This window comes from Mycobacterium sp. TKK-01-0059 (assembly GCF_000709305.1).
GTDB lineage: Bacteria > Actinomycetota > Actinomycetes > Mycobacteriales > Mycobacteriaceae > Mycobacterium > Mycobacterium intracellulare.
Window position 1 is genome coordinate 653,809 of the sequence record NZ_KL446995.1, and the last position, 23,556, is coordinate 677,364.

Genomic DNA, 23,556 nt, shown 5'->3' on the forward strand with positions numbered 1-23,556 from the left:
GCAGTGGTATCAGCTGGGAAAGCCGAAGAGTTCGACGACCCCGTGGTCGCGACCGGCCGTGTAGCCGCCGTCGACGGCGAGGGCCTGACCGCTGACGAAGGAGGCGTCGGGCGACAGCAGGAAGGCGGCCATGGCCGCGATCTCCTCGGGCCGTCCCAGCCGTTGCAGCGCGTGCTCCTTGGTGATGGAGGCGAGCGGGCCCTCCATCCCGGGAATGCTGAACACGCTGTGCGCCATCGGGGTTTCGATGAAGCCGGGACAGATGACGTTCGCCCGGATGCCGCTCGGGCCGTAGTCGAGGGCGATGTTCTTGGTGAGCAGCACGACGCCGCCCTTGGCCGCGTTGTAGGAGCTGCCGCCCGCGGTGCCCTCCAGGCCCTCGACGCTGGCGACGGTCACGATCGAGCCCCGCTCACCCTCGGCGCGGGGTTGGTCGATCATCCTGGCCAGGGCTGCCTTGGCGACCAGGAAGGTGCCGGTGAGGTTGATCCCGATCACCCGGTCCCATTCGGCGCGCTCCAGCAGGTGCACCGGGCCTCCCCCGGCGACACCGGCGGCGTGGAAGAGGCCGTCGAGGCGGCCCGGCACGGCGTCCAGGACCGCGGAGATCGCGGCCTCGTCGGTCACGTCGGCGGGCACGAAGGTGAACCGCGGGCCCAGGTCATCGGGCGGTGCCGCCAGGTCGGCGCCGACGACGGTGCCGCCCTCGGCCAACAACCGTCGCGCGGTGGCCAGCCCGATTCCGGAGGCGGCGCCGGTCACGACGAAGGTGCGGGAGCGGGCGCGATCGGGGTTCACCATGTCGGATCCTCCTCGGGGGCGGGTCGGGCGGCCCCGTCATGGTGACACACCGGCGCGGGATCAGTTCGCGGATACCGGATTTGCGATAGCCGCGCTGGATCGACTCATAGCGAGCCCACCTTGGACATCGGCCCTGGCGCCGGAGGACGATAGGACCGCGCTCGAATCCGCGCCGCCCAGAGAGTGAGGAACAACGATGTCATCGACTCAGCCGGAGGCGTTCTTTTCCACCGCCCTCGGGGCGCTTGGCGCGGTGGTGGCCGCGGTGTTCGTCCTGGCCGGCCCCCACGGATCCGTCGAGATTGCGCTGGCCTCCGACGAGGCGATCGCCATCGCGCAGGGCGTCTCGGTCACCCCCGCACCCGGCTGGACACTGGGAAACCGCGGCCCCAACTGGGTGGCGCTGAACAACGCCGACACCAGCGCGCAGATGCGGATCACCGTCAAACACGCCGGCGGCACCGACGCCGCCGCGGTTCTGCAAGGCGACATCGACCAGTACGTGAGCGGCGCATCGGCCATCTTGGCCGGTGTGAACCGATTGACCGCTCCCGACGTCACGCCGCTGCAGGGGCCCAACTTTCAGCAGCAAGCGTCGGTCAACTACACGGCCAACGTGGTGAACCCGCAGGGCACGATTCCGGTGATCGGCACGTTCACCGAGCTGCTGAACACGTCGAACGGGCGCTCGGCATTCATCGACTTCCGCCAAGGCGGCAGCGCGACCACCCAAGCCGCGGGCGACGGCGGAATGATGGTCGGCTCCATGGAATGACGCCCCGCCGTCGGGCACGGCGTAGCGATCCCGTATTACCGAGTGGAACAGATCGAACGCGGAGGGGTTCATGCCACAAACCGACACGGCGGAGACGCTCGCCGGGATCGTCGAACGACACGCCCTACAGCGGCCCGAGGCGATCGCGATCCGCTACGGCGAGCGCCAGTGGTCGTGGGCCGAGTGGAGCTCGCGGATCCGTCGCGCCGCGGGGGCGCTGCGCGACGCCGGGATAGAGCGGGGCCAGTGCGTGGCGTTCCTGGACAAGAACCATCCCGCCTGCCTCGAGGTGCTGATCGCCGGGGCCTCCGTCGGCGTGGTCACCACCGTCGTCAACTGGCGGGTGATCGGCGACGAGCTCGTCCACGTGCTCGCCGACAGCGGGGCCCGCGTGCTGCTGGTCGGCGCCGAGCTGCGCGCCGCCGCCGAGGCGGCCGCCGAGCGGGTACCCGGCCTGGAACGCATCATCGAGGTCGGCGAGGAGTACGAATCGTTGCTCGCCGCGGCGTCACCGGCCGAGGCCGACGCGGGGCTCGACCCGAACGAGACCGCGCTGGTGATCTACAGCTCGGGCACCACCGGACGGCCCAAGGGCGTGCTGCTCAGCCAGCGCGCGCTGGTCAATCACGCGGCGAACCTCGCGCCGGCGTTCCCGTTCGCCGACGGGGACGCGAACCTGGTCGCCATGCCGTTGTTCCATGTGGGCGGGATCGGCTACGCGCTGTTCGGGATCCGTTCGGGCGCACCGACTTTCCTGACCCGCGAACCCGACGCCGCGACGCTGATCGGCGCGGTGCGAGCCGGCGCCACCCACGCGTTCTTTGTGCCGCCGGTGATCGCCCGGTTCCTGCAGGCGGGTGAGGCGGCGACCGCCGCCATCGCCGGCCTGCGCTACATCGTCTACGGGGCGGCGCCGATGCCGCTGCCGTTGCTGCATCGGGCGCTGTCGACATGGCCGGACACGAAATTCGTGCAGGTGTACGGACAGACCGAGCTGTGCGGCGCGGTCACGGCCCTGTCCGACGCCGACCACCGTGATTCGGCGCGCCCCGAATTGCAGCTCTCGGCCGGAAAGGCGGTGCTGGGCTGCGAGATTCGCATCGTTGACCCCGAGACGGGCGCCTCGTTGCCGCCCGGGGAGTCCGGTGAGGTGTGGGTGCGCAGCAACCAGAACATGACCGGGTACCTCAACCGCCCGGAGGCGACCGCCGAGACGATCACCGCCGACGACTGGGTGCGCACCGGCGACGTCGGGCGCCTCGACGCCGACGACTACGTCTACATCGAGGACCGGCTGAAGGACATGATCATCACCGGCGGTGAGAACGTGTACGGCCCCGAGGTGGAAAGCGTGCTCATCGAGCATCCCGCCGTGGCCGATGCCGCGGTGATCGGGGTGCCCGACGACTTCTGGGGAGAGTCGGTCAAGGCGATCGTGGTGGCCGACGGCGAGGCCGATCCCGCCGGCATCATCGAATTCTGCCGCCAGCATCTGGCGGGCTTCAAATGCCCACGCACCGTGGATTTCGTGTCGGAGCTCCCCCGCAACGCGAGCGGGAAGATCCTCAAAACGCAGCTGCGGGAACCGTTTTGGCGAGACCGGTCCCGCGGAATATGAGGCGTTATAGGCGTCCCTCGACGCGCAGTTCCGGATGCACCCAGTCGGGCGAGCGGCGTTGTTTGAACGAGCGGAAGCCCTCGATGGCCTCGGCGTCGGACAGGCTGGAAGTCATGCCGATGCGGTCATACAGGCCGAGGTAACTGTCGATGCTGGACTTGATGACGCCGCGGGCGCGCGGCGCGGTCCGACAGCATTGCGCGAGTAGGTCTTTCGCCGCGTCCAGCAGGCCCTCGTGCGGCACCACCCGGCTGACCAGGCCCCAGTCGAGGGCTTCGACCGCGGTCAGCACCCGTCCGGTGAACATGAGGTCGCGGGTGCGCACCGGCCCGATGACGCGGGTGAGCATCTGGCTGTAGTAGGTGTCGGCGTAGCCGCGGAACAACTCGGGCACCCGGAAGGTCGCCCGATCGCTCACCACCGACAGGTCGCTGCACAGCGCGATCTGGAATCCGCCGCCCTGGCAGAGTCCGTTGACCGCGGAGACGATGGGCTTGGCCGAGGTGCGCACCGCGTCGAACGGCGTCACGTCCATGCCCAGCGCGGAACCGAACGTGATCCAGTTGTCCTCGCCTCCCCCGCCGCCCATGTCACCGCCGGGCGCGAAGACATCGCCGGTTCCGGTGAGCACCAGCCCGGCCAGATCCGGGTCCTCGTTGAGACGTCCTACGGCATAACGGATTCCGAAGTACATCGCCGGGCTCAGGGCGTTGCGCGCGTCGGGGCGGTCGATGGTGCACACCGCGATCGGTCCCTGGCGCTCGAAGCGCAAATAGGGCGTGCCCAGCCAGTCTCCCTCGGGAGGGCGGGGCGCTGTCGGGGGATTCTGAGGCACGGGGCTCCTCTCGGGTCGGCGCCGCTACTGTAGCTCTTACAGTATCCGCGAGGCCGGGCGCCACCCCGATTGCGGGTTCAGGGCCGGCCGCGGCTCCCGGTGCTCGTGTGCTGGCGTTCGAGCTCGCGCAGGCGGCGCGCTTCCCTCGTCAGCCACGCCAGCCCCGCCGCGGCCGTCAGCAACGACACCGCCGCGGCGGCGACTCCGGCGCCAACCCAGCCGTCAGCGAAGCACGCGAGACAGATTGCCAACGCCACGACTCCGGCCCCCACCAGAAGCACACCCGGGGCTTTGGCGGGATTTTTCAGGGCTTGGCCAACCCGCGGGCGGCTGGACCGTTGATGGTCGAGCGGATCTCGAGCCGTGTCTCCCATGATCCCTTCCTCTGTTGCGTGAGTCGTCCTCTACAGCTGTACCCGTCGCGCGGGCGGGTAATAGTCGTTCGGATCGGAAGGGCTATTCGTTGATGGATGCGGGCTTTTCGCGAAGCCGCTCGCGTTATCGCAGGATCTGCGCGAGCTTTCGCCATCGCCGATGCCGGTGGCGAAACATGAGCCGGACGAAGGCGCGGGTCAGTAGGCCATGCAGGCCGTCGTCGGTTTCGATCTCGTCGGTGTAGCGGCAGCTGCGCTCGTCGATGGGTTCAAACGTCAGGCGGTGGTTCCACGTGCGGACCGGTCCCCCGTGCTCGTTGGTGTAGATCTCGGTCGGTTCGAGCCGCTTGATGGTGAGGTGGTGGGTCCAGGCGGGGATCACGCCGAACCACCAGAACCGCGCCGATCCCTGGGTGCCGACCTCGATGCGCTCGGGGACGTCGAGGCGATAGGTCCGCAGCACGGGGCTCAGCACATGGCGCATCAGCTCGGGCTTGCGCGCCAGGGCGGCCGCGGTCTCCGCGGGGATCGGCAGCACGGTAGTTAGGGTTACCTTACTCACGCGGTTCATGGTGGCCCAGCGGGCGCGTTCCGGCAAGCGCAGCGCGGCCTCGGGGCTGCTGGCCGCGACTTCGTCTCGCCGAGCGGGTAACCCGACACGGGGCACCAAGCGGGCCGCGATCAGGACCGGGAAACATCGGTTGGGGTCAGGCCGCTATCCCGCGAGAAGGCGAGGGAGCAGAGGTAGATCAGGGGGCCAACTGCTCAGTGACCTGGGTCGATGTGTGGTCCCGGCTGGGATCGAATTAGCCGCTTCTGCAGTTGCTCCGCACAGCCTGTACCAGTCATAATATGTCCGCTACCTGCTGTTATACTGAGCGTACGCCTAGGACCGTAGTGGACGCAAGAGCCCCGAAGCGGACCTTTGCATAACACACGGATAACACCACGAAAGGCATATCTAGTGGCCGGGAAGAAGGGGCACCGGGGGTGGGGCTGGCTGCGCCAGAGCGGCCGACGCCCGCCCAAGCGCTGGCACGCTTCTTATATTGGCCCTGACGGGGCGCGTCACAAAGCGCCTGGCACCTTCGGCGCGAAGATGGACGGCGAGGCGTGGCTGGCAGCGGAGCGGCGGCTGATCGACCTCAACGTCTGGACCCCGCCCGCGCAGCGGGAAGCGGAGAAACAGGCTCACGGCCTGACCCTGGCGGACTACGTGCCCACGTGGATCGAGCAGCGCACCGTGGGCGGCCAACCCCTCAAGCCACGCACCCAGAGCCACTACACCCGGTTGTTCGAGGAACACATCAAGCCGACAGCGCTCGGCAAGCTCGCCCTGGGGAACATCACCGTGCAAGCGGTGCGCCAGTGGCACGCGACAACACTGATCGACAAGCCCACATATCGCGCCCATGCGTATGGGCTGCTGCACGCGGTGCTGGCGACCGCCGTCACTGACGGCTACCTCCTAGCCAACCCGGTACAGATCACCGGGGCCGGCGGGACCGCGAGCAAGAAACGGGCCGTGATACTCGACGTAGCCGAGGTCGGCCAGTTGGCCGACGCCATCGATGAGCGGTTCAAAGCCCTGGTGCTGATTAGCGCGTGGTGCGGCCTGCGGTGGGGTGAAGTCACCGAACTACGGCGCAAAGACTTCAGCACCGACTGCGCGCTGCTCACGGTCGAGCGTGGCGTTGTCCACCGTGACGGGAAGTGCTTTGTCGACACCCCGAAGACGAAGAAAGGCCGCAAGGTCGTCGCTCCCCCACACATTCGCGCCGCCCTCAAGCATCATCTGGCCGCGTATGCCGCTAAAGGGCCTGACGCCCTTGTCTTTCCGCCTGACCGCAGCTGCCACCTGTCCGACAAAACCTTCCGCCGCTACTTCAGGACCGCGCTCACGGCGATCGGCCGCGACGGCAAGAAGAAGCCGCGGCCGGCAATCCACGACCTACGGCACTTCGCCGGACACCAAACCGCGCGTGTGGCGAACCTCCCGGAGACGATGGCCCGGCTCGGGCACTCGACGGCGAAGGCGAGTTTGATCTATCAGGGCGCCGTGGATGGCCGCGATGGCGAGATCGCCGAGGCGTTGTCGGCGCTAGCTAGTTCAACATCGAGAGCTACATCCGCGACCTAATTACGGCGGTGCTGCAACCTCTGCACACCGTGTTTTGCGTCACTGGACCGCCGCCTATCCGCTGGTCAGCGCGTGGTGTATGTGTCAATGCCTACGTCCCGCAACGGAATTCGTCCCGCTAGAACCGCGGGGATCGCAGGATGGGGATGCAATAGTTGCTCTATGACCACATCAGGCACGATGACGGACCTGGAGTCACTTCCCGTCCGCATCAGTATCGCACAGGCGGCAGCCGCTTTCGGCCTGTCGCACAAGACTATACGCCGATGGCTCGCCGAGGGGCGGATCAGCGGATACCGGCTCGGCAAGCGCGCCATACGAATTGACCGGGACAGCTTGCTTGCGGTCCAGCGCCCGATTGGGGGCGTGCTGTGACCCACCCAGACGACGAGTACATCCTGACCGACGCGCAGTGGCTCGCCGTGCGCCCGCTATTCATCGATGACGAGGACGACGCGGCCGAGGATGGGCGCGGATCATGATGGATATCATGTCAACGGCCGGTGCCGCACAACTGCTCGGCGTTAGTGAAGGGACACTTCGCTACTGGCGCTATATGGATCAGGGGCCGCGGTCCTTCCGCGTCGGACGGCATGTGAAATACCGCCGCGAGGACGTCGAGGCGTGGCTGGAAAACCAGATGGCGACGACTGCCCGCGGTGGTGTGACGGAGCGGCCGGATGGGGGAGGCGCCCGGTGAACGACATCGAGGCGAAGGCAAGGTTGCGTAACCGGATCAGGGCGTTGGCCGATCAGATCGACCGCGGCGCAGATCTCTTTCTGGGTACTACCCTCGCCAGCCTGCTGAAGACGACCGGCAAGCCGCTGCATGAGCTGACACTTGATGAGCTTGAGGCCGCCCACAGTGACCTCTTGAGGCGGCGCGATCGACTTGGCCGATCAGGGGATGACAGTGACTAAGCATGGCAAAGATAAGGGCCTTGAAGCACAGGCCAACGAATGGCTCAACAAAGGCGCCGGCAAGAATAAGCGCAGCGTCGACCGGGATATTGAAAAGAGGAAATACGAGCTGGGTATTATCGCCCGGGAAGATCTTCAGCATTACGATCCCGACAATGATTTTGACGCGAAAGACTCCGTTTTCAGCCTGCTTGTCGATGGGGATATCGACTATATCGAACCAACCCTTTGCGGCGATGTGGATGACGTGAATACCCGCAAAAGGAGTCGCGAAAATCCCAGCCTTCCCGACGGGGTATGGGGGCGAGCTGGCGAAGAAGAACGCAACGGGCTTTCCACCCCTGTCGACGATGATGCGAGGCCAGTGTTCGCGAAGGGCAGGGAAAAGGCCGCCACCACGTTCTTGGGCGCCTACGAGGTCGGGGCGCGCAAAACCTGCAAAGGCCCTTGCGGGCGGTCGAAAGGCCTGGAGTGCTTTTCGCCTAAAGCCGATGCCGCCGATGGCAGGCACCCGGTGTGCAAAGCATGCCGGAAGGAAATCGTGTCACAGAATCGCAAGAATGCGAGGTCAGGGGCTTAATCCCCTGTACCCGATAGTAACGGGGAACACCCATGTCTACCAACCGTACAAATACGGGAGAAAGAACGCGCCAAAATGCTCTGTAAGAATGAGTTGCACGAATTGCGCACGCCTGCCGACTTCATCGGCAGCGAATGCCGCAAATGCCATGATGGCCGGCAGACCAAGTATAAAACCCGCCGCGGGCAGGCGATGGCGCTATTTAGGGCGCTTGAGGCTCGCGGGATTGACGTCAATGACCTCAACAAAGCTGAGCGCATTCTCGTCGCGGCGGCGGCGCTGGCGGACGTCATGGACTTCAAGTCAGGACGCGCGCAGCTCGCCCTGCAACGGGACCCTGAGTTGTGCCGTGCGGCGGTGGCGCTGGCTGATGAGCTAGGCCGGGCCGGGTGTGCGGTGTGAACGCAAACCCTGTCCAGCTATCCAAGCGCTTCGGTGGTGGAGTCCACGTCAAGCAGGGCCGGAGTTTCATCCTGCTCAGTCGCGACGAGGCGGTTCAGTTGATAGCCGACATGCAAGAGCTGCTAGCCGATGATTGCCCCCGGGCGGAAACGATGAGCAAGATTGCAACCCACTAGCGATGAGCCCTATTTCGTGAAACTGAACATGGAGACGTGCTTAGCATTCGCGAAGAATGAGCAGATCCCCCTGCGGTTCCGTGTCGCCTTCCTGGCCTATAGCAAGACGCGGACGAATGGTCACGCCAGCTTCGCCAAGGGCGAGTTGGCTGAGACGCTCAAGGCACACCCGGTGTCTGTATCCCGCGCCATAGCCGGGGCGAAGGACGCCGGGCTACTTATGTATGAATCAACTTCGCGGTGCCTGGTATCGCCCAAGGATGTGGTTACGGGAGGGTGGAAGGGGCACCCGAACGACCCCTGCGCTGTCTGCGATGGTAAGCGATCCCGGGGTGTGCGAAATTTAACCGAAACGGTTAAAGAATGATGCATTTTTTAACCGAAACGGTTAAGGCCATTAACCAAAACGGTTAAGAGCCGACGCGCTGACCAGCGCAAATGCATCGCTCCTCTATGACTCTTTATCAATGCGTTCCAGTTTTGGCATCGCTGACAACTTCGACAATGCCGATACCGACAAGCACGCAACCCCGAGTGCCGCCCCGTGGGCGGCGCCGCAACCTGAAGGCTCGAAAGCCGGGTGGGCAGCCTCTAGGCAGCTCGGGGTGATCCCCCTTCGGGGGGCTTGTGCGTCGCGTTGGGGAACTACTCACCTTGCGAATGCTCGGTAGCTGTCGAACCGTTTACCGCTGAACCGCTGTATATCAGCGCGGTTGATCAGCCCCGCTGGATAGCTCACGAAAAAATTCGCCCGCGCCACGAATGGACAATCAAACCGCATGACCGATGTGACCCCCGACGAGGCTCGGCAAATCCGACAGGCCGGCGTGGATTTAGTCGCTGCGTATTCCCGCGGTGAATTGTCGCTAGACGCATACTACACATTGCTGGCGAGCCTGCTATCTCGCGCGCAGGGCATCGCAGAGCCTACGGCCGAGCAGATCGCAGAGCGCGCCGCTGAGCTGCGCACTGCGGCTAGCTTTATTTCGAGCGCTCCGACGCCGAACAACTAATCACCCGCCATTCTTCAGGGCCGACCCTTCCCCTCAGTCGAGGGCCGGCCCTTATTCAATTTCTCCGCTAAACGAGGTTTTTCCGTTGGCCGATATTTTCGTAAATGTATTCACAAAATTAAACCGCACCAGCGTTGACAACGTCGATCGCCAAATTGAACAACAAATGCGGCAGGCGGGTCGCAATGCCGCCGACGCATTTGCGAAAGAGATGGAATCGAGTAGCCCCCGCATCAGGAAAGCTGCGGGCGTCGTCATCGACTCCAATGCCAAGGTCACGGAAAGTAACAAGAAACTTGAGGACGCGAACCGCCGTGTCCGTGAATCGACTCAGGCAATAGCCGAGACGGAGCGCCGACTCGCCGACTCCCGCCGTACAGGCATCGGAATGCGCGAGGGCATCGCCCTCGATAAAGCGTTGTACCAATCTCGCAAGGATTTGGCGCAGGCCAACAAAGAGGTTGTTCGCGGCACTGGCGACTTTGAGCGCGCCATTCAGCGCCAGAATAAGGCGCTCCGGAGCCTTCGCGATGCGAAGATCGATGACGCTCACAGGCACCGCCGTGGCGGCGGTGGCGGCGGCGGTGGACGTGGCGGCGGCATCTTCGGCGACGTGATGTCCTCCGTCCCGGGCGTGCCTTCCGGCCGGGCCGGTGCCGTCATCGGCGGCGGCCTGCTTTCGATGCTCGGGTCGGTGGCCGAGGCCGCCACGACGGCCAGCCAAGCGCTGTGGCTGTTGCCCGCTGCGGCAACTGCCGGAGGCGCGGCCTTTGTCACGCTCAAGATGGGCCTGTCGGGCTTCGACAAGGCCATCAAAGACATGTCTGACCCGCGCAAGTTTGCGCAGGATCTCGCGGGCCTCGCTCCGAATGCCCAGCAAGCGGCGCTAGAGATTCAGCACTTGGTAACAGGGCTGGATGGCCTCAAGTCGATCACGCAGACCGCGCTATTTAGCGGTGTCGCAAGGCAATTGAGCGATCTCGGCAAGCAATTCATGCCGCAGATTCGCCAGCTCACCACGGGCGTTGCCGGCGCGATGAATGAGATGTTCCAGAACTTCGCCGGCCAACTGAAGACGCCAGGGACGAGCGCTGCCATCGGCTCGCTCATGAACAACGTCGTGGCGGCCTTCCGCAGCCTCGCGCCCGCGATGGGGCCAGTGGTTGACGCTTTCGCCCGCATAGCTAAGGTGGGATCTGATTTCCTCCCCGGCATGGCGACCGGGATCGCTAATCTAGCAACTAAATTCGCTCAGTTCATCCAGAATGCACAGCAGTCTGGCAAACTTCAAGAGTGGATCCAAAGGGGAATCGACGCCGCTTCGACGCTCGGCCGCGTGATCGGTGATATCGGACATCGCATCTTCGACGTCTTTGGCAATAAGAGTCCGCAGGAGTTTCAGTCGACACTCCACGGCATGGTTGACGCGGCCGTCTCGGTTGCTCAGGCCATTGCCGGTGTCTCGCATGTGGTCAACACGCTGATTAACGATCTGCAGCCGGTCGCGAACATGATCGGGGGCTGGCCCAACCTGATCTATACCGTCGCGGCAGCCTGGGGCGCGTGGAAGGTCGCGACGACCATCGCTCAGCTGGGCAGGGTCGCGGAGATGCTTGGCGTCACCATTCCGGCCAGCGCTAAGACGGGCTCTGCTGCCGCGGCAAGCTCACTAGGGATGATCGGCACGGCTGCCGCAGCGGCGACTACGGCGGTTGGAACGCTCGCCGGGGCAATGGCCGCGGTCCCGCACGTGGATAACTTTCTCAAGTCGCACACCGGCCTGCCGCTGCCCGATACGGATCACTGGAACTGGTTTAAGCAACCGTTCCGTGAAATGTGGGGCGACATAAGGCATCCGAGTCGTCTCGGCAAGGGCAACCTCTACGACAAGAACGGCAACTACATCGGCCCCGGTTCGCCGGGCGGGCCGCCCCCTGGCTTCATGGGCGGCGGCGGCAGCTTTGCCCCGCCGGACCAGCCGGACAACAAGCCGGCCACGAGCGGCCCGGGGTGGGCGTCGAAGCCGAACAACCAATTCGGCGCCGGCTCATCGATCAACGGTGCCACGCCGTGGAACAACATTCCGGTGCCTGCCGCCCCCGGCAAGGGCGGCAAGGGGGGGCTCCCGCAGGTGACCACCCCGCTCGACCCGTCCTACGGCGCCGGACCGCGGCCGGGCGAGACCCAGGGTGAGTACGCCGCCGAGGGCGCTCTCATGCAGGCCAAGCATCGTCTCGCGGACGACCAGGCGACCTTGCTGGCGTTGGAGAAAGGCAACAACGCCACTGCTGAGCAGATCCAGGCGCAGAAAAACAAGATCGTTGAAGATCAGCGCGACATCAACAAGGCGCAGTTGGAGCTTCAGCAAGCGCAGGAGGCCGCCAACAAAAAGCAGCTCCAAGGCTACAAAAACTTCAGCGACTCGATGAAAGACCTCGGGCCTCAGCTCGATGAAGACTTTGGTCTGTCGCAGGGCTTACCAGGCCTGGCGAAGAACCTTGTCGAGTTTATTGGCAAGCTGGCCGCCGCGCCGATGCTTGGTCAGTTGGCGGCCATCCGCGACTCGGACCCGAACTACCGCCAGGGTGACTCGGGGGCCTTGGGCGCTTTGGCCGAAAGAAACCGCGCGCAAGGCCGTTCGCCTCTGCTCGGTATCCCGGCCGGAATGCCCGGCGGTCCCTCGGTCTCGTCTGCGGGCATGCCCATGGCGGCCGGCGGGATGCCCGTGGGCGGCGGCCTGAACTGGGATGCACTGGCGGCCAAGGAATCCGGCGGCAACTGGTCGATCAACACGGGCAATGGTTATTACGGCGGCCTGCAGTTCGACCAAGGCACTTGGGCGCAGTACGGCGGCACCCAATTCGCGCCGAACGCGGCCATGGCGACCAAGGATCAGCAGATCCAGGTTGCCCAGCGCGCGATGCAGGCCCGCGGCGGCCCGCAGTCGCTCTGGCCGCAAAACTATGGCCAGCTCGGCCAGCCCAGCGCAGGCACGTCGAGTTACCTCAGCGGCGGTTCCGGCGGCGGTGGCGGCATCCCTGCGGCATTGGCCGACTACTTCGGCGGCGGCAACAGCGGCGGCATGCCCGGCGGCATGAGCGCGATCAGCATGCCCGGCGACAAGGCCACGTACACGACCGCGTTGTTGCAGCAGCTTGGCTTACCGCCGCTATTCATGAACCCGGACAAGGGCAATCCGACTATCCCCGAATGGGTGCAGCAATTTGTGCACGCCGTGGGTGGGCCGGGCCTGACCGCCGGCAGTACGCCGCACGGCAGCCTGCACGGCAATCCGGGCCGGGCGGGCTACGCAGTCGACGTGACCGGCCCCATGGATCAGCAGGACCGCCTCAGCGAGTACCTGCGGGCCAATCCCGGACTGTCGGCCCAGATGATCCACTCGACAGCTAGCGGTCAGCCGATGGGCGTTGCCGGCGGTCAGGACGTATCCGGCCGCTATTACACGACCCCAGGCGGCACCTATGGCGACGAATCCGACATGGTGCATTGGGCGCCCGCATTCCGCCCCAACGGCGCCATGGGCGGCGGGGGATTCCCTGGTCAGATATCTGGCTTCAACACCGGCTCAGGACTCTCTGAGACCGGCAACCCCACGCCCCAGGGCTCACCAGTGGGTGGCGGCTGGCAGCCCTCGGGCGGCGGCGGTATCGGTATCGGCGGCATGCCCGCCGCGGCGATCACCTCGGCCGCGGGCATGTTCCCGGGCGGCGGCGCAGCTGCACAGCTCGCCATCCAGCTCGCGAACCGCAGCATTCAGCAAGTCGGCGAATACGCCGCCATTGGTGTTCAGGGCTTGCAGGAGACCTTCGGGGTGCACGATCCCGATGGCGGCGGGGGCGGCCTAGACGGTCTCCAAAACAACATCTTCGGGCGCGTGCTCAAAGGCCTGGCGAAGGCGAAACCCGCCACCGGGACTTCTGCAGGCAAAACGCAGGGCAAGAAGGACGACAAGAACCAGGGCAAAGACGCTCAGGGCAAACCGGGCCAGCAGGGCGGCGACCAGTACCACGGCGGCATGCACATCGGCGGAGACCTGAACATCACCACACAGCCCGGTCAGAACCCGCAGACCACGTACAACGACCTGTCGTATATGGGGGCGATGGGCGCATCCACTCCGCTGGCCCTATGACCATTCGACGGCCATGCCTTGAGTGTGGCCGGCTCAGCGACGGTTCCCGGTGCCAACGATGCCACCGGGGCCGTCGCCGCAGGACGTATGACAACCCGGCCTACAGGTCGCTACCAGCACCGAGCGGCCCATGCCAGCTCAAGCTCACCGCTCGGTGTCTGGGCTACGCCAACTCGTGGGATCACATTGTGCCTCTCTCTAGGGGCGGCACTCATGATCGGCGGAATCTACGTCCGGCGTGTGTGCCCTGCAATTCAGCTCGCCGGGACCGAGATACGACCTGACCTGCATACATCGCACAACGGTATCAACGATGCTGATATCAAGCACGCTGTCTCAGCCACGTTGATACTCGCTCCTGAGTGACCATCATCTAGGTTGATACCGAATGATGCCAACGCGAAAGACGTTGTAACACAACGGTATTAGCTCTCACTCCGTATGCGAAATACGTTGCAATACAGGGCATCTTGGCACAACGCCACCGAGGAACCCATACGGTAGCGGATGACCATCCGGTACGCTACGGAATACGTTGCTGCACAATGGTATTCGCTAAAAGTTCGCCACACATGCCTCGGGGGGCACGCGCAGCCGGATTTGCACGCTTATAAAGAAAAACCGCAGGTCAGAGGCCATTTTTGGGCTCTCGAAAGCCGTTTGACACCAACGCTTCTCGGGTGAGTGCCGAGGGTATATCAACGCTGTTGATACCCACTCCGAACTCTCCGACCCCGATCACGCTGCATAGCAACGCTTTTCGCATGCACGCAGTGATCCAAAGTCATTGCAATATAAGGGATTTGGAGTAATAGTGCATGCCGACCAGTGAACTCACTACTGCCGATGCGGCCTCGTATACAAAGGGGCGACTCGATGCAGACGACCCGGAAACCGAGCGCCTACTCGATGCCGCGACTGCCGCTTGTCGCAAATACGCAGGGTGGCACGTTACGCCGACGACCACCGAAACGATCACAATCGACGGTAGCGGCTGGTCAAGCCTGATTCTGCCGACTCAAAATATCGTCAGTCTGACCTCGATTACCGCAGATGGCACCGCTGTCGACCTCAGCGAAGTGCAGCAGTCCGCCGATGCCGCCGGGGTGCTGTACCGCACGGGCTGCAAAACCTGGCCCCGCGGCTACAGCAACGTCTCGGTCTCGCTCGAACACGGCTGGGACGACGCATTCGATTTTCAGGCGGCAATTCTCGAAATGGTCGACAGGATGGCCGCCCAGGTCGGCAGTGTTCGGGGTGCTTCGGGGCCGCCGTCGGAGCGCAGGGTCGATGACGTGTCGGAGCGCTGGATTTTGACTATCGGCAATTCGCCGGAGCTGTTCAGTTTGATTAATCACCAGCTGGTGGACCGTTACCGGCTAATTCAGTTCTGCTGATGGCGTCGGGTGGTAACGCCCGGACGCACTTTCGGGATACCTCTGAGCCGCCCTGGTACGACTGGGACGAAACGGAGCCCGCCAAGCGGGCTATTCGCTTCATAGAGACCTACTGCCGCGCTCCGAAAGGCCACGGCTACGGCAAGCCAATGAAGCTGGCGGCATTCCAAAAGGAATGGATAGCCAAAATCCTGAAAGCGGGCATTCGGCAGGCCATTCTTCAGTGTCCACGCGGGCAAGGTAAATCAACGCTGCTGGCCGCGCTCGCAGTTTGGGCCACTTTCGACCGGAATGAGACCGGCGAGCCCCAAGTACCGATTATGGCGACAACGGTTGGTCAGGCGAAACGGTCGGTGTTTGATGTTGCGACCAAAATGGTGGCTGCCGAGCCCGAGTTAAGCAATCGCAGCATTAGTTACACGGCAATTGGCGACTCAAAGTTAGTGGTCGGCTACAACGGCGGTACCTGCTTTCCGATCGCCAACGATGTCGACGGCCTGCAAGGGCTCGATCCGACGCTGGCGATCGCCGATGAGATCGGTTTCCAGCCATTGGACAGCTGGTCGGCATTAGTGCTGGCCTCTGGTAAGCGCGCCAGCAGCCTAACGGTGGGTATCGGTACACCAGGGCTGGATCGGGAGCGTTCGGCGCTGTGGCACCTACGCAGCGCGTTTCTGGATGGTCACACGCCGGCCGGGTTCAGCTTCACCGAGCTGTCCGCGCCGGATGGTTGCGATATCCGCGACCGCGACGCCTGGCGCCAAGCCTGCCCGGCACTCGATGCCGGATACCAGTCGATTGACGCGCTCGAAACAGCCGTTGAGATGTCCCCGGAGGGCCATTTCAGAATCTTCCATCTGGGTCAATGGGTTGAGGGTACCGACTGTTGGTTGGGACCGGACGGTAAACGGGTCTGGGATGCGCTGGAAAGCGATTACAGGCTAGTCCCGGGCGCTCCCACTTGGGCAGGCCTAGATGTGGGCTTGAAACGCGATTCCACGGCCCTGGTGATAGGCCAGAGGCGACCCAACGGACTGCTGCATACCGTCGCCAAGGTTTGGATGCCTAAAGCCGATGATGCGGTCGACCTCGCGGCGATTATGGCCTATATCCGCGAGCTGGATCAGACGTACAAGCTGATCGAAGTGGCATTTGATCCGCGCTTGTTTGAATTGCCGGCACAAACGCTTAGTGACGCCGGTATCCCGATGGTCGAATTTCCGCAAAGTGTCGAGCGAATGACGCCCGCTATTGGGTCGCTATTCGAGGCGATTAAGCGCATGGAGATAAGCCACGACGGGGACCCGCAATATGCGCGGCAGATACTCAATGCTGTTCCGCGATTCAATGAGCGCGGCTTCATGCTCGCGAAGGCGAAAAGCCGCGGGAAAATCGACGCCGCTATTGCGCTGGCAATGATGAACGACCGCGCGCAGCATCCGACTAAAGAGGACCCGCCACTAATGATCGCGTGGGCCTGACTAAACGAATTAGAGGACTTTTATGGCCTGGTGGAATCGCAAAACGCCGCCGGAAGACATCGAAGAACGCAGCTTTGACCTCGTGTCGATCGGTGACCCCGCCGCCGCCGAATTCTTCGGCTTGGGTACGCCCAACTTGGCTGGCGTCAACGTCAACGAATTCTCGGCGTTGGGCCTGGCTGCCGTGTGGCGGGCCGTCTCGCTGATCGCGTCCAGCATCGCCAGCCTGCCTCTGCGCACGATTCACGAGCGCAGCGACGGCATCAGCGAGCCGGTACCGAGCTGGCTGGATAACCCCGGCGGCGCGGCTGGGCTGACCAAGTTCGAGTTGGTCGAAACGATGCTCTTGCATCTGCTGCTGCACGGAAACGCTTTTCTGCTGCACATCAGGGGCGGCGCCGGCCAGATGTTGGGGCTGTACCCGATTCACCCGCGAGCCGTGTCGATTCAGTGGCACAGCGACTACTCGAAGACGTTTCTGGTCGAGACGATCGACGGCAAGGCGCTGACGTTGACGTCTCGGGACATGACCCACATCCCCGGGCTGTCCACGGACGGTATCAGGGGCCTAAGCCCCATCTGGCTGGCGCGCAATAGCTTCGGCACGTCGATTGCTGCCGAGCGTTCCGCCTCGCGGCTTTTCAGCAACGGCGCGCTTATCAGTGGGCTTGTGACGCCCGAGGAGGGCGCGCAGCTGACACCGGAGGATGCCACCCGCATTAAAGAGAGCTTGACCCAGAAGGTAGCGGGCGAAGCCAACGCCGGGTCTATCGCCGTGATTAACAAGGCTCTCAAGTTCTCGCCCTGGTCAATGAACGCCGCTGATGCGCAGTGGTTGGAATCGAGAGCCTTTCAGGTGGAGGACATTTCACGCTGGTTCGGCGTGCCGCCCCACCTTTTGGGCCAGACACAAAAGCAGACCAGCTTCGGCGCCGGGCTCACCGAGCAGAACAGAGGGTTCGCCCGCTACACGCTGCAGCCCTGGACTTCTCGCATTGAAGAACGCTTGTCGCTGCTGCTGCCGCCCAACAAGAGCGCGGATTTTGATTACTCGCAATTCGTGCAGCCCGACCACGAGACGGAGGTGGGCTTGATTATCGCGCAGCTTCAAGCAGGGCTTATCACCGTGGACGAGGCCCGGCGCATGCGCAATCTGCCGCCGCTGCCGGCACAACCACAAATACAGGAGACCGATGCCGAACAGACCAACGTTGATGTTGCCGCCTGAACTTGAACGCAGATGTATCGAGGTCCGCTCCGAGGTCAAAGGCAACCGAATCACCGGCTATGCCGCCGTTTTCAACGAGCGCGCGGACATTGGGCCGTACTTTGAAGTCCTCGCCCCGACCGCGTTCGATGCGGTGCTGGCGAACCCGGCGACCGACGTAAGGGCGTTCCTAGACCACGATTCGGGAAAGCTGCTGGGCCGCCAGTCATCGGGCACGCTGCGGCTGTCCACGGACACCAGGGGCCTTCATTTTGAGGTGGACCTTCCCGACACCAGCGCCGGCCGCGATGCCCGCGAGCTGATAAACCGCGGTGACATGACTGGCGTTTCGTTCGGATTCAAACCAGACCAAGAGACATGGGACACCTACGAGGGTCGCGACCTACGGACGCACCTCAGTATCGCCCGTCTTGTGGAAATCAGCCCTGTCTCGCTGCCCGCCTATAGCGGCACGAGCGTGGCTCTCAGAGCCAAACCGGCCGACGTGATCACCGGCCGCACCCAAATCATTCGAGCGCGTGCTCGTGTGAACCTTTCGAAAGGAAAATAGTTGAAGACGATTGATGAGCTTCTGGTCGAGCAGCGCGCCGTTCTGGACGCCGCCGAAGGCCGCAACCTCACCGATGATGAGGTCGAGAAGTACGAGACCTTGGAGACCGAGCTGAAGGCAACGCAGCGCTCCGAGGCGATTCGCGCCCGGCAGGGCGCCTACGAGGCGCCGAACGCGTCGTTACAGGCCGCCGTGCACGTCGCCGCCCCGAAACAAGACGACACCCTGGAACGGGCTTTCGATCACTACCTGCGCACCGGGATTCCCAACGCCGATATCACAGAGCTTCGCGACGGGCAGACCGCTGGCACAACCACTGCCGGCGGTTACATGGTGCCCACCACTCTGCTCAACAAGATCACTGATCGGCTGAAAGCCTTTGGTGGCGTTGCGAATGCCGTTGAGGTCATCACCACGTCGGCCGGTGAGCCGCTGACCTGGCCGACCCTTGACGACACCTCTAACACGGGCGTGATCGCGGCTGAGGCCAGCGACCCCGGTTCTGGCGGCGCCGATCTGGTGTTCGGCGAGAAGACGATTGCCGCGTATAAGTACGTCGCCCCGGGCGCCTCCCAGCTGCCCTTGCGGGTGTCGCTGGAACTGTTGCAGGATGCCGCGTTTGATGTTCAGGGTTTGGTGACGCGCAAGCTGTCGCAGCGTATTGCCCGCGCGCAGGCCGCGCATTGGGTGAACGGCACCGGCAGCAGCCAGCCGTACGGCATCAGCACCGGCACCGCGGCAACCGCCATCGCGGGAGCCACGCCCACCTATGCGGAACTGGTGGCGATCGTGCACTCGGTGGACCCGGCTTACCGGGACTCGGCGGTGTGGACGTTCAACGACAAGACCATGAGCCTGATCGAGACGCTGGTGGACGGCAATAACCGTCCGCTGCTGAATAGCTCGATTGACGGTATCGACGTGGGCCGGTCGAATCAGCGGCTGCTCGGATATCCCGTTGTGATCGACCAGGCTTGGGCCGACTCCACCGACGCCAGCTCCCACAAGTGGGGTGCGTTCGGAGACCTGCAGTCCGGGTACGTGATTCGCCGGGTGCAGGACGTCACGCTCATCGTGAACCCCTACACACGCGCCAATGAAGGTCAGATTGAATACACGATGTGGGCTCGCGCCGATGGTGTTCCGCAGGACACCAACGCGTACCGCGTTCTGGTTAACGACGCCTCGTAGCCATGGCTGATTCGTGGACTGAGAAAAAGGTGGCCGACCTCGAAAAGAGGGTCGCGGCGCTGGAAAAAGCCTTGCTAGTCAAGGTGATTCCGGAGCCCGAACAGAAGCCGCGCGCGCCCAGGCGCCGCGGCTAACGGCCTAAAACTTGGTCGGCGCCGGTTTTACTTCGTCGTTTCCTGGCGCCGACCAACCTAAACCAGCCGCCGCGGTATATGGGCCGGGGTCCTTTCCGCTTCCCCCGGCCCGCCCGCCGACAGTGCCAACGGCCCGCTGCGCTTCATCTTCGGAAGCGCGCGCCGTTGTCGGCGGGGCCGCGGCGGCTGGTTGCCTCACAAAATTCAGCTCAACAGCCCCTTAAAGGATGAAGACAGGTATGACACTCCCCCTACATATCACCGCGAGGCAGCAGTCGTGACCGCGCCAGGTTGGCAGGCTCCGGGTGGTGTGCTGTGGTGGGCGCGGGTTGGTGCCCGGGTCGAGGTCCCCAACACGCCCGCGGTGACGGCCGAGGCGTTGGCGCCGTCATTCCCCACTGCCTCCGCGCTGGTGGAAGCGCCCGCCGCGGCAGGGACGGCAACGGTGATAGCGCCGGTCGTGCAAGGCATTACACCGCCGATCCCGGTCGCGTCTGGTTCCGCGGAGATGCTTGCGCCGAGTGTGGTGGCCAGTTCGCGCGTTTCGGCTCCCCTCGCGGCAGCCGCAGCGTCGGCAAAAGCGCCCGAGGTTGAGGCAATCACGCCAGTCGAAGCGCCTTCAGTGGCCGCGTCGGCGTCAATGCTGGTGCCGCAACTTCGTGGGACGGTGGCTGTAAAACCCCCTCCGATGACCGCTATTGCGACAGCGTTGATTCCGAGTGTTGTTGCGACAACGCCGATCGCCGCGCCGTTGATGACGGCATCGGCTCAGATGTTGGTGCCGACCCTGCCATTCGTTTCCGTTTCTTTCGACGCTGTTGGTGCTGGAGCGCATGTCCGCAGCACCGGTCCGTTCACCTGGTCGCACCCATTTGGGACGGCTACCGCGACGGTAGTGGCCGTGTCGGCCTGGTACTGGCAGGCCACCCCAGGAACCCTGACTGCCAAGGTCGGTGACACGCCAATGTCGCTACTCGGGTCGATCAACAACGCCAAGGTCGGAGGCACCTATCTCTACCTGTACCTGTTTGGACTCATCGGTCCAGTGAGCGGAACTCAAACCATCTCCGTCTCAACCACGGGAAACCAGTTCTATTGCGCCGCCAATTCGGTGTCCTACAAAAACGTTTCAGGTTTCGGATCTGTCGCGACCGGCTTGTCGCTTGCCAGGGTGATGGGACCACCGTTTTGCCATGAGCATGGGACCGGTTGTTTCCGGTTACTGGCCGTTGTGATGGTGACTGACGAGATGGCTGCTGGTCAATTCGGCTGGTCCGAATTGACCGGCTTTGCGGGGCGGGGTTTCTGACGTTGCCGGTAGGACTCGCCTTCGACGACGAGTTCGTAGGCCGCGGATTGGAGCCGGTCCATCGCCGACTGCGCCAGCAGTGGGTCGGCCATCATGGTGAGAATCTCTGGGGGTTCGCGGTTGCTGGTGATGATCGTTGAGGCGGTGCGGTGGCGTTCCACGATGATTTCATAGAAGTCATTGGTCTCGGTGGTTTCAAGCCGGTGCAACGCGAGGTCATCGATGATGAGTAGCTCGACGCGGTGCAGTTTGCGTACCTCGTCTTCATAGCTGCCGTCTAGCCGTGCCCCGCGTAGGCGTTTGAAGAGTTTGTCGGCGCGTTCGGTGTGCACGCTGTGGTGACGTCGGACCGCGATGTGTCCTAAGGCGTTGGCCAGGAACGTTTTTCCGACCCCGACCGGGCCCATGATGAGCACGTTGTAGGCGTCGGCCAAAAACCGCAGCGAGGTCAACTCTGCCCACAACTGGCGGTCGTAGCTGACCGCGGCGGTATCGTCCCAGGCCTGTAACTGCATCTGCGGATCCAGACGGGCCGCCTTGGCGCGTAGTTGGGCGGATTTGCGGTCGCGGCGGGGGACCTCATCGGCCAGCAGCATCTCCAGGAAATCGTGATGCGGCAACCGATTGGATCGTGCCAAGGCGAGCCGTTCGGGCAGGGTGTCGAGCAGCTGGCCGAGCTTAAGACGGCGCATCAGGACTTTGAGGTCTGCAGAGATCTCGATCGGCTTGACCGCTGGGGTGGCGTCAGGACGGGCGGGGCTCATGATGGCCTCCGCACCGTAAAGTCAGTGGCGGCGCGCACGAATCTGGATGCCGTGGGCGACGGCTTGGGGATCAGCGGCAGCTGCGCACCGGCGCCACGGGTGAGCATGCGCTCGATCAGGCCGACGTCGATGACCTCGGCGTCCAGCGCGCGTCGGCAGGCATCATCGACCGCCTCCGCGCCGTGGCGGCGCACCAATCCCAACAGGCGGTAGACCTGGCGCATCTTGGTCCACGGCAGCGGGTGTTCTAACACCGCGGCGGCGTAGACGCCGACATGGGTGCCGTGGGTGGCTGCCTTGCGCTGCAACGTGTTCAGATCCCGCATGGCATAGACCGACACCTCAGCGGGCAGGTCGGCGGGATCGGTGTGGCGGCGCCCCGGACCCACCACGGGGTGGACCTTGATCAGCTCACCGCGCCAATACAGTTTGACCGTATGCGCATCCACGCGGGCATCGAGGCGGCGGCCAATCAGCTCGCCGGGAACGCTGTAAAGCGCCCGCGCGATCTGCACATGCCGATCCGGGGCCACCTTGGGCCGGCTCCAGGTCGGGATGTCGAACACCTCGTTGGGCACCGGCTTGAGTTGGGGTAGCTCCTCGGCGGCGAACACCTCGACCGGGCGGCACCGGGTGGTGCCGTGGATTCGCATCCCGGCCACCTGCCCACACCACTGCTCAGCTCGCGCGCGGCAGTCACTCAGGTTCCGAAAGTCTTCTCCGGCAAAGAAATTCGATCTCACATATTGGACGCAGCGTTCGACGCGAGGCTTATCGCGGGGGCTGCGGATGCGGGTGGGGTCCACAGCGAATCCCCGAGCCTGGGCATATTCGCGAAATGCGTCGTTGAGCTTCGCGTCGGTCGCATCAGCCTTATCCACGATGGTCTTCATGTTGTCCGGGATCACCACCGCGAACACCCCACCAAAGAACACCCACGCCGCTTCGAACCCGGCGATCACCTCGCCCAGGGTCTGCCGGTAGGTGGGCCAAACGAACATGTGCCGCGAATACACCGCGGTGAAGATCAACCCATGCACCACCCGCCGGCGGCCGTCCTCGATGTCGGTGAGCAGCCCGAGTCGACCGAAGTCGACCTGCAGTTCGCTGCCGGGCTCACAATCGGCCACCGGCACCGTGGCCCGCCGTTGCCCAAAGCCCAATTCCGTTGTGGCATATCGATGCAACGTGCGATACGACACCACCACTCCGCGCCTGCCCAGTAGCGTGTGCACCTTCGTCAAGGTCAAGTCCTGTTTCAGCCACGCCTGGACCTGCTCACGCTGAGTGTCGATGATCTCCCACGTCTGGCTCTTGCCGTTGGGCCGGCTCGGCCGCACCTCGGCGATCACCGCCGCCAACAGCTCGTCAGTCAGCTGACAGGCGTCGCCATCACGGTCCAGCCCGCACGCGCGCGCCCGATCCACATACCGGCGCACCGTTTTGCGGTCGGTGCCCGAGAGCCGGGCCACCTCCCGATACCCGCGACCATCCAGCCACAGCCGCAACATCTCCTTGACTTCGATCACAGAAACCTCCCGGTAGCTCATTCGGCCAATACAGCGGCCGAGCAACCGGAAGCCCCGACGCCACGCCGGGTGGTCCCATAACTGGCAAAACAGCTAGCCAGGTGGTCCCATCACTGGCAAACGGGTGGTCCCATGCTCATGGCAAAACCGGCGCCGAGCTGGCCCCTTGTCCCTGGCAGCCGACA

General features: G+C 64.0%; 24 protein-coding genes. 18 read left to right on the forward strand and 6 right to left on the reverse strand.

What is annotated here, in order from left to right; genetic code table 11:
- Window positions 1-9: 9 nt before the first annotated feature.
- On the reverse strand, window positions 10-801 hold the full coding sequence (locus K883_RS24930; RefSeq protein WP_020823044.1) for an SDR family NAD(P)-dependent oxidoreductase: 792 nt from the start codon (window positions 799-801) through the stop codon (window positions 10-12).
- Window positions 802-997: 196 nt separating this feature from the next.
- On the opposite strand from K883_RS24930, the gene K883_RS24935 reads away from it, so the two are divergent.
- Both K883_RS24935 and K883_RS24940 read left to right on the forward strand, forming a co-directional pair.
- Window positions 998-1,576: a hypothetical protein gene (locus K883_RS24935; protein ID WP_020823045.1), complete on the forward strand. Its 579-nt coding sequence runs from the start codon at window positions 998-1,000 to the stop codon at window positions 1,574-1,576.
- Between the two features lie 70 nt (window positions 1,577-1,646).
- Window positions 1,647-3,194: an AMP-binding protein gene (locus K883_RS24940; RefSeq protein ID WP_020823046.1), complete on the forward strand. Its 1,548-nt coding sequence runs from the start codon at window positions 1,647-1,649 to the stop codon at window positions 3,192-3,194.
- Between the two features lie 4 nt (window positions 3,195-3,198).
- On the opposite strand, the gene K883_RS24945 is transcribed toward K883_RS24940, so the two are convergent.
- The 3 genes from K883_RS24945 to K883_RS24955 form a co-directional block, all read right to left on the reverse strand.
- A complete protein-coding gene (locus K883_RS24945) occupies window positions 3,199-4,029 on the reverse strand; it encodes an enoyl-CoA hydratase/isomerase family protein (protein WP_036456127.1) in 831 nt (276 codons plus the stop codon).
- A gap of 77 nt (window positions 4,030-4,106) precedes the next feature.
- Window positions 4,107-4,403: a LapA family protein gene (locus K883_RS24950; RefSeq protein ID WP_231504791.1), complete on the reverse strand. Its 297-nt coding sequence runs from the start codon at window positions 4,401-4,403 to the stop codon at window positions 4,107-4,109.
- Window positions 4,404-4,527: 124 nt separating this feature from the next.
- Window positions 4,528-4,974: an SRPBCC family protein gene (locus K883_RS24955; protein WP_036456209.1), complete on the reverse strand. Its 447-nt coding sequence runs from the start codon at window positions 4,972-4,974 to the stop codon at window positions 4,528-4,530.
- A gap of 528 nt (window positions 4,975-5,502) precedes the next feature.
- On the opposite strand from K883_RS24955, the gene K883_RS24960 reads away from it, so the two are divergent.
- The 16 genes from K883_RS24960 to K883_RS27730 all read left to right on the forward strand — a co-directional run bounded on the left by K883_RS24960 (window position 5,503) and on the right by K883_RS27730 (window position 21,078).
- Complete coding sequence (locus K883_RS24960) at window positions 5,503-6,543, forward strand: tyrosine-type recombinase/integrase (protein WP_020823050.1); 1,041 nt, start codon at window positions 5,503-5,505, stop codon at window positions 6,541-6,543.
- A 162-nt stretch (window positions 6,544-6,705) separates the two neighbouring features.
- A complete protein-coding gene (locus tag K883_RS24965) occupies window positions 6,706-6,918 on the forward strand; it encodes a helix-turn-helix domain-containing protein (protein WP_020823051.1) in 213 nt (70 codons plus the stop codon).
- Between the two features lie 103 nt (window positions 6,919-7,021).
- Window positions 7,022-7,243 (forward strand): helix-turn-helix transcriptional regulator, encoded by a 222-nt coding sequence (locus K883_RS24970; protein WP_008258414.1) that lies wholly within the window; start codon window positions 7,022-7,024, stop codon window positions 7,241-7,243.
- Window positions 7,240-7,464 carry a hypothetical protein gene (locus tag K883_RS24975; protein ID WP_020823052.1) on the forward strand — a complete coding sequence of 75 codons (225 nt, stop codon included), beginning with the start codon at window positions 7,240-7,242 and terminating at the stop codon, window positions 7,462-7,464. The genes K883_RS24970 and K883_RS24975 overlap by 4 nt, the downstream gene beginning before the upstream one ends.
- On the forward strand, window positions 7,457-8,044 hold the full coding sequence (locus K883_RS27715) for a hypothetical protein (protein ID WP_131820916.1): 588 nt from the start codon (window positions 7,457-7,459) through the stop codon (window positions 8,042-8,044). Before K883_RS24975 ends, K883_RS27715 begins: the two co-directional genes overlap by 8 nt.
- Window positions 8,045-8,119: 75 nt before the next feature.
- A complete protein-coding gene (locus K883_RS24980; protein WP_036456133.1) occupies window positions 8,120-8,446 on the forward strand; it encodes a hypothetical protein in 327 nt (108 codons plus the stop codon).
- Window positions 8,447-9,401: 955 nt separating this feature from the next.
- Entirely contained in the window at window positions 9,402-9,635 is a 234-nt protein-coding gene (locus K883_RS24990) for a hypothetical protein (RefSeq protein ID WP_036456135.1), read from the forward strand.
- Between the two features lie 85 nt (window positions 9,636-9,720).
- Window positions 9,721-13,788 carry a transglycosylase family protein gene (locus K883_RS28500; RefSeq protein ID WP_020823055.1) on the forward strand — a complete coding sequence of 1,356 codons (4,068 nt, stop codon included), beginning with the start codon at window positions 9,721-9,723 and terminating at the stop codon, window positions 13,786-13,788.
- Window positions 13,785-14,072, forward strand: coding sequence for an HNH endonuclease (locus K883_RS28660; protein WP_081656344.1), 288 nt, complete (start codon window positions 13,785-13,787; stop codon window positions 14,070-14,072). The genes K883_RS28500 and K883_RS28660 overlap by 4 nt, the downstream gene beginning before the upstream one ends.
- Window positions 14,073-14,606: 534 nt before the next feature.
- The gene (locus K883_RS27725) at window positions 14,607-15,185 is read left to right on the forward strand and encodes a hypothetical protein (RefSeq protein ID WP_036456139.1); all 579 of its coding nucleotides are present in this window, start codon (window positions 14,607-14,609) and stop codon (window positions 15,183-15,185) included.
- Entirely contained in the window at window positions 15,185-16,666 is a 1,482-nt protein-coding gene (locus K883_RS25005; RefSeq protein ID WP_036456140.1) for a terminase TerL endonuclease subunit, read from the forward strand. Before K883_RS27725 ends, K883_RS25005 begins: the two co-directional genes overlap by 1 nt.
- A gap of 22 nt (window positions 16,667-16,688) precedes the next feature.
- Window positions 16,689-17,894, forward strand: coding sequence for a phage portal protein (locus K883_RS25010; RefSeq protein WP_020823058.1), 1,206 nt, complete (start codon window positions 16,689-16,691; stop codon window positions 17,892-17,894).
- Window positions 17,881-18,444, forward strand: a complete 564-nt coding sequence (locus tag K883_RS25015; RefSeq protein WP_020823059.1) for an HK97 family phage prohead protease — start codon at window positions 17,881-17,883, stop codon at window positions 18,442-18,444. Before K883_RS25010 ends, K883_RS25015 begins: the two co-directional genes overlap by 14 nt.
- Window positions 18,445-19,635 (forward strand): phage major capsid protein, encoded by a 1,191-nt coding sequence (locus K883_RS25020; protein ID WP_020823060.1) that lies wholly within the window; start codon window positions 18,445-18,447, stop codon window positions 19,633-19,635.
- 2 nt (window positions 19,636-19,637) lie between these two features.
- A complete protein-coding gene (locus K883_RS28445) occupies window positions 19,638-19,769 on the forward strand; it encodes a hypothetical protein (protein WP_020823061.1) in 132 nt (43 codons plus the stop codon).
- Between the two features lie 277 nt (window positions 19,770-20,046).
- Entirely contained in the window at window positions 20,047-21,078 is a 1,032-nt protein-coding gene (locus K883_RS27730) for a hypothetical protein (RefSeq protein ID WP_156035661.1), read from the forward strand.
- Here K883_RS27730 and K883_RS25025 read toward each other — a convergent pair.
- Together K883_RS25025 and istA are read right to left on the reverse strand one after the other, a co-directional pair.
- Window positions 21,030-21,842, reverse strand: a complete 813-nt coding sequence (locus tag K883_RS25025) for an ATP-binding protein (protein ID WP_036456144.1) — start codon at window positions 21,840-21,842, stop codon at window positions 21,030-21,032. The two genes, K883_RS27730 and K883_RS25025, sit on opposite strands and share 49 nt — an antisense overlap.
- Window positions 21,839-23,392 carry an IS21 family transposase gene (gene istA / locus K883_RS25030; RefSeq protein ID WP_033712892.1) on the reverse strand — a complete coding sequence of 518 codons (1,554 nt, stop codon included), beginning with the start codon at window positions 23,390-23,392 and terminating at the stop codon, window positions 21,839-21,841. The genes K883_RS25025 and istA overlap by 4 nt, the downstream gene beginning before the upstream one ends.
- Window positions 23,393-23,556: the final 164 nt, after the last annotated feature.

Bases quoted from the DNA above. Each gene is read 5' to 3' on its own strand.
- K883_RS24930 (WP_020823044.1), bottom strand. From the start codon at position 801: ATGGTGAACCCCGATCGCGCCCGCTCCCGCACCTTCGTCGTGACCGGC.
- K883_RS24935 (WP_020823045.1), top strand. From the start codon at position 998: ATGTCATCGACTCAGCCGGAGGCGTTCTTTTCCACCGCCCTCGGGGCG.
- K883_RS24940 (WP_020823046.1), top strand. From the start codon at position 1,647: ATGCCACAAACCGACACGGCGGAGACGCTCGCCGGGATCGTCGAACGA.
- K883_RS24950 (WP_231504791.1), bottom strand. From the start codon at position 4,403: ATGGGAGACACGGCTCGAGATCCGCTCGACCATCAACGGTCCAGCCGC.
- K883_RS24955 (WP_036456209.1), bottom strand. From the start codon at position 4,974: ATGAACCGCGTGAGTAAGGTAACCCTAACTACCGTGCTGCCGATCCCC.
- K883_RS24960 (WP_020823050.1), top strand. From the start codon at position 5,503: ATGGACGGCGAGGCGTGGCTGGCAGCGGAGCGGCGGCTGATCGACCTC.
- K883_RS24965 (WP_020823051.1), top strand. From the start codon at position 6,706: ATGACCACATCAGGCACGATGACGGACCTGGAGTCACTTCCCGTCCGC.
- K883_RS24970 (WP_008258414.1), top strand. From the start codon at position 7,022: ATGATGGATATCATGTCAACGGCCGGTGCCGCACAACTGCTCGGCGTT.
- K883_RS24980 (WP_036456133.1), top strand. From the start codon at position 8,120: ATGCTCTGTAAGAATGAGTTGCACGAATTGCGCACGCCTGCCGACTTC.
- K883_RS24990 (WP_036456135.1), top strand. From the start codon at position 9,402: ATGACCGATGTGACCCCCGACGAGGCTCGGCAAATCCGACAGGCCGGC.
- K883_RS28660 (WP_081656344.1), top strand. From the start codon at position 13,785: ATGACCATTCGACGGCCATGCCTTGAGTGTGGCCGGCTCAGCGACGGT.
- K883_RS27725 (WP_036456139.1), top strand. From the start codon at position 14,607: ATGCCGACCAGTGAACTCACTACTGCCGATGCGGCCTCGTATACAAAG.
- K883_RS25005 (WP_036456140.1), top strand. From the start codon at position 15,185: ATGGCGTCGGGTGGTAACGCCCGGACGCACTTTCGGGATACCTCTGAG.
- K883_RS25010 (WP_020823058.1), top strand. From the start codon at position 16,689: ATGGCCTGGTGGAATCGCAAAACGCCGCCGGAAGACATCGAAGAACGC.
- K883_RS25015 (WP_020823059.1), top strand. From the start codon at position 17,881: ATGTTGCCGCCTGAACTTGAACGCAGATGTATCGAGGTCCGCTCCGAG.
- K883_RS28445 (WP_020823061.1), top strand. From the start codon at position 19,638: ATGGCTGATTCGTGGACTGAGAAAAAGGTGGCCGACCTCGAAAAGAGG.
- K883_RS25025 (WP_036456144.1), bottom strand. From the start codon at position 21,842: ATGAGCCCCGCCCGTCCTGACGCCACCCCAGCGGTCAAGCCGATCGAG.
- istA (WP_033712892.1), bottom strand. From the start codon at position 23,392: ATGAGCTACCGGGAGGTTTCTGTGATCGAAGTCAAGGAGATGTTGCGG.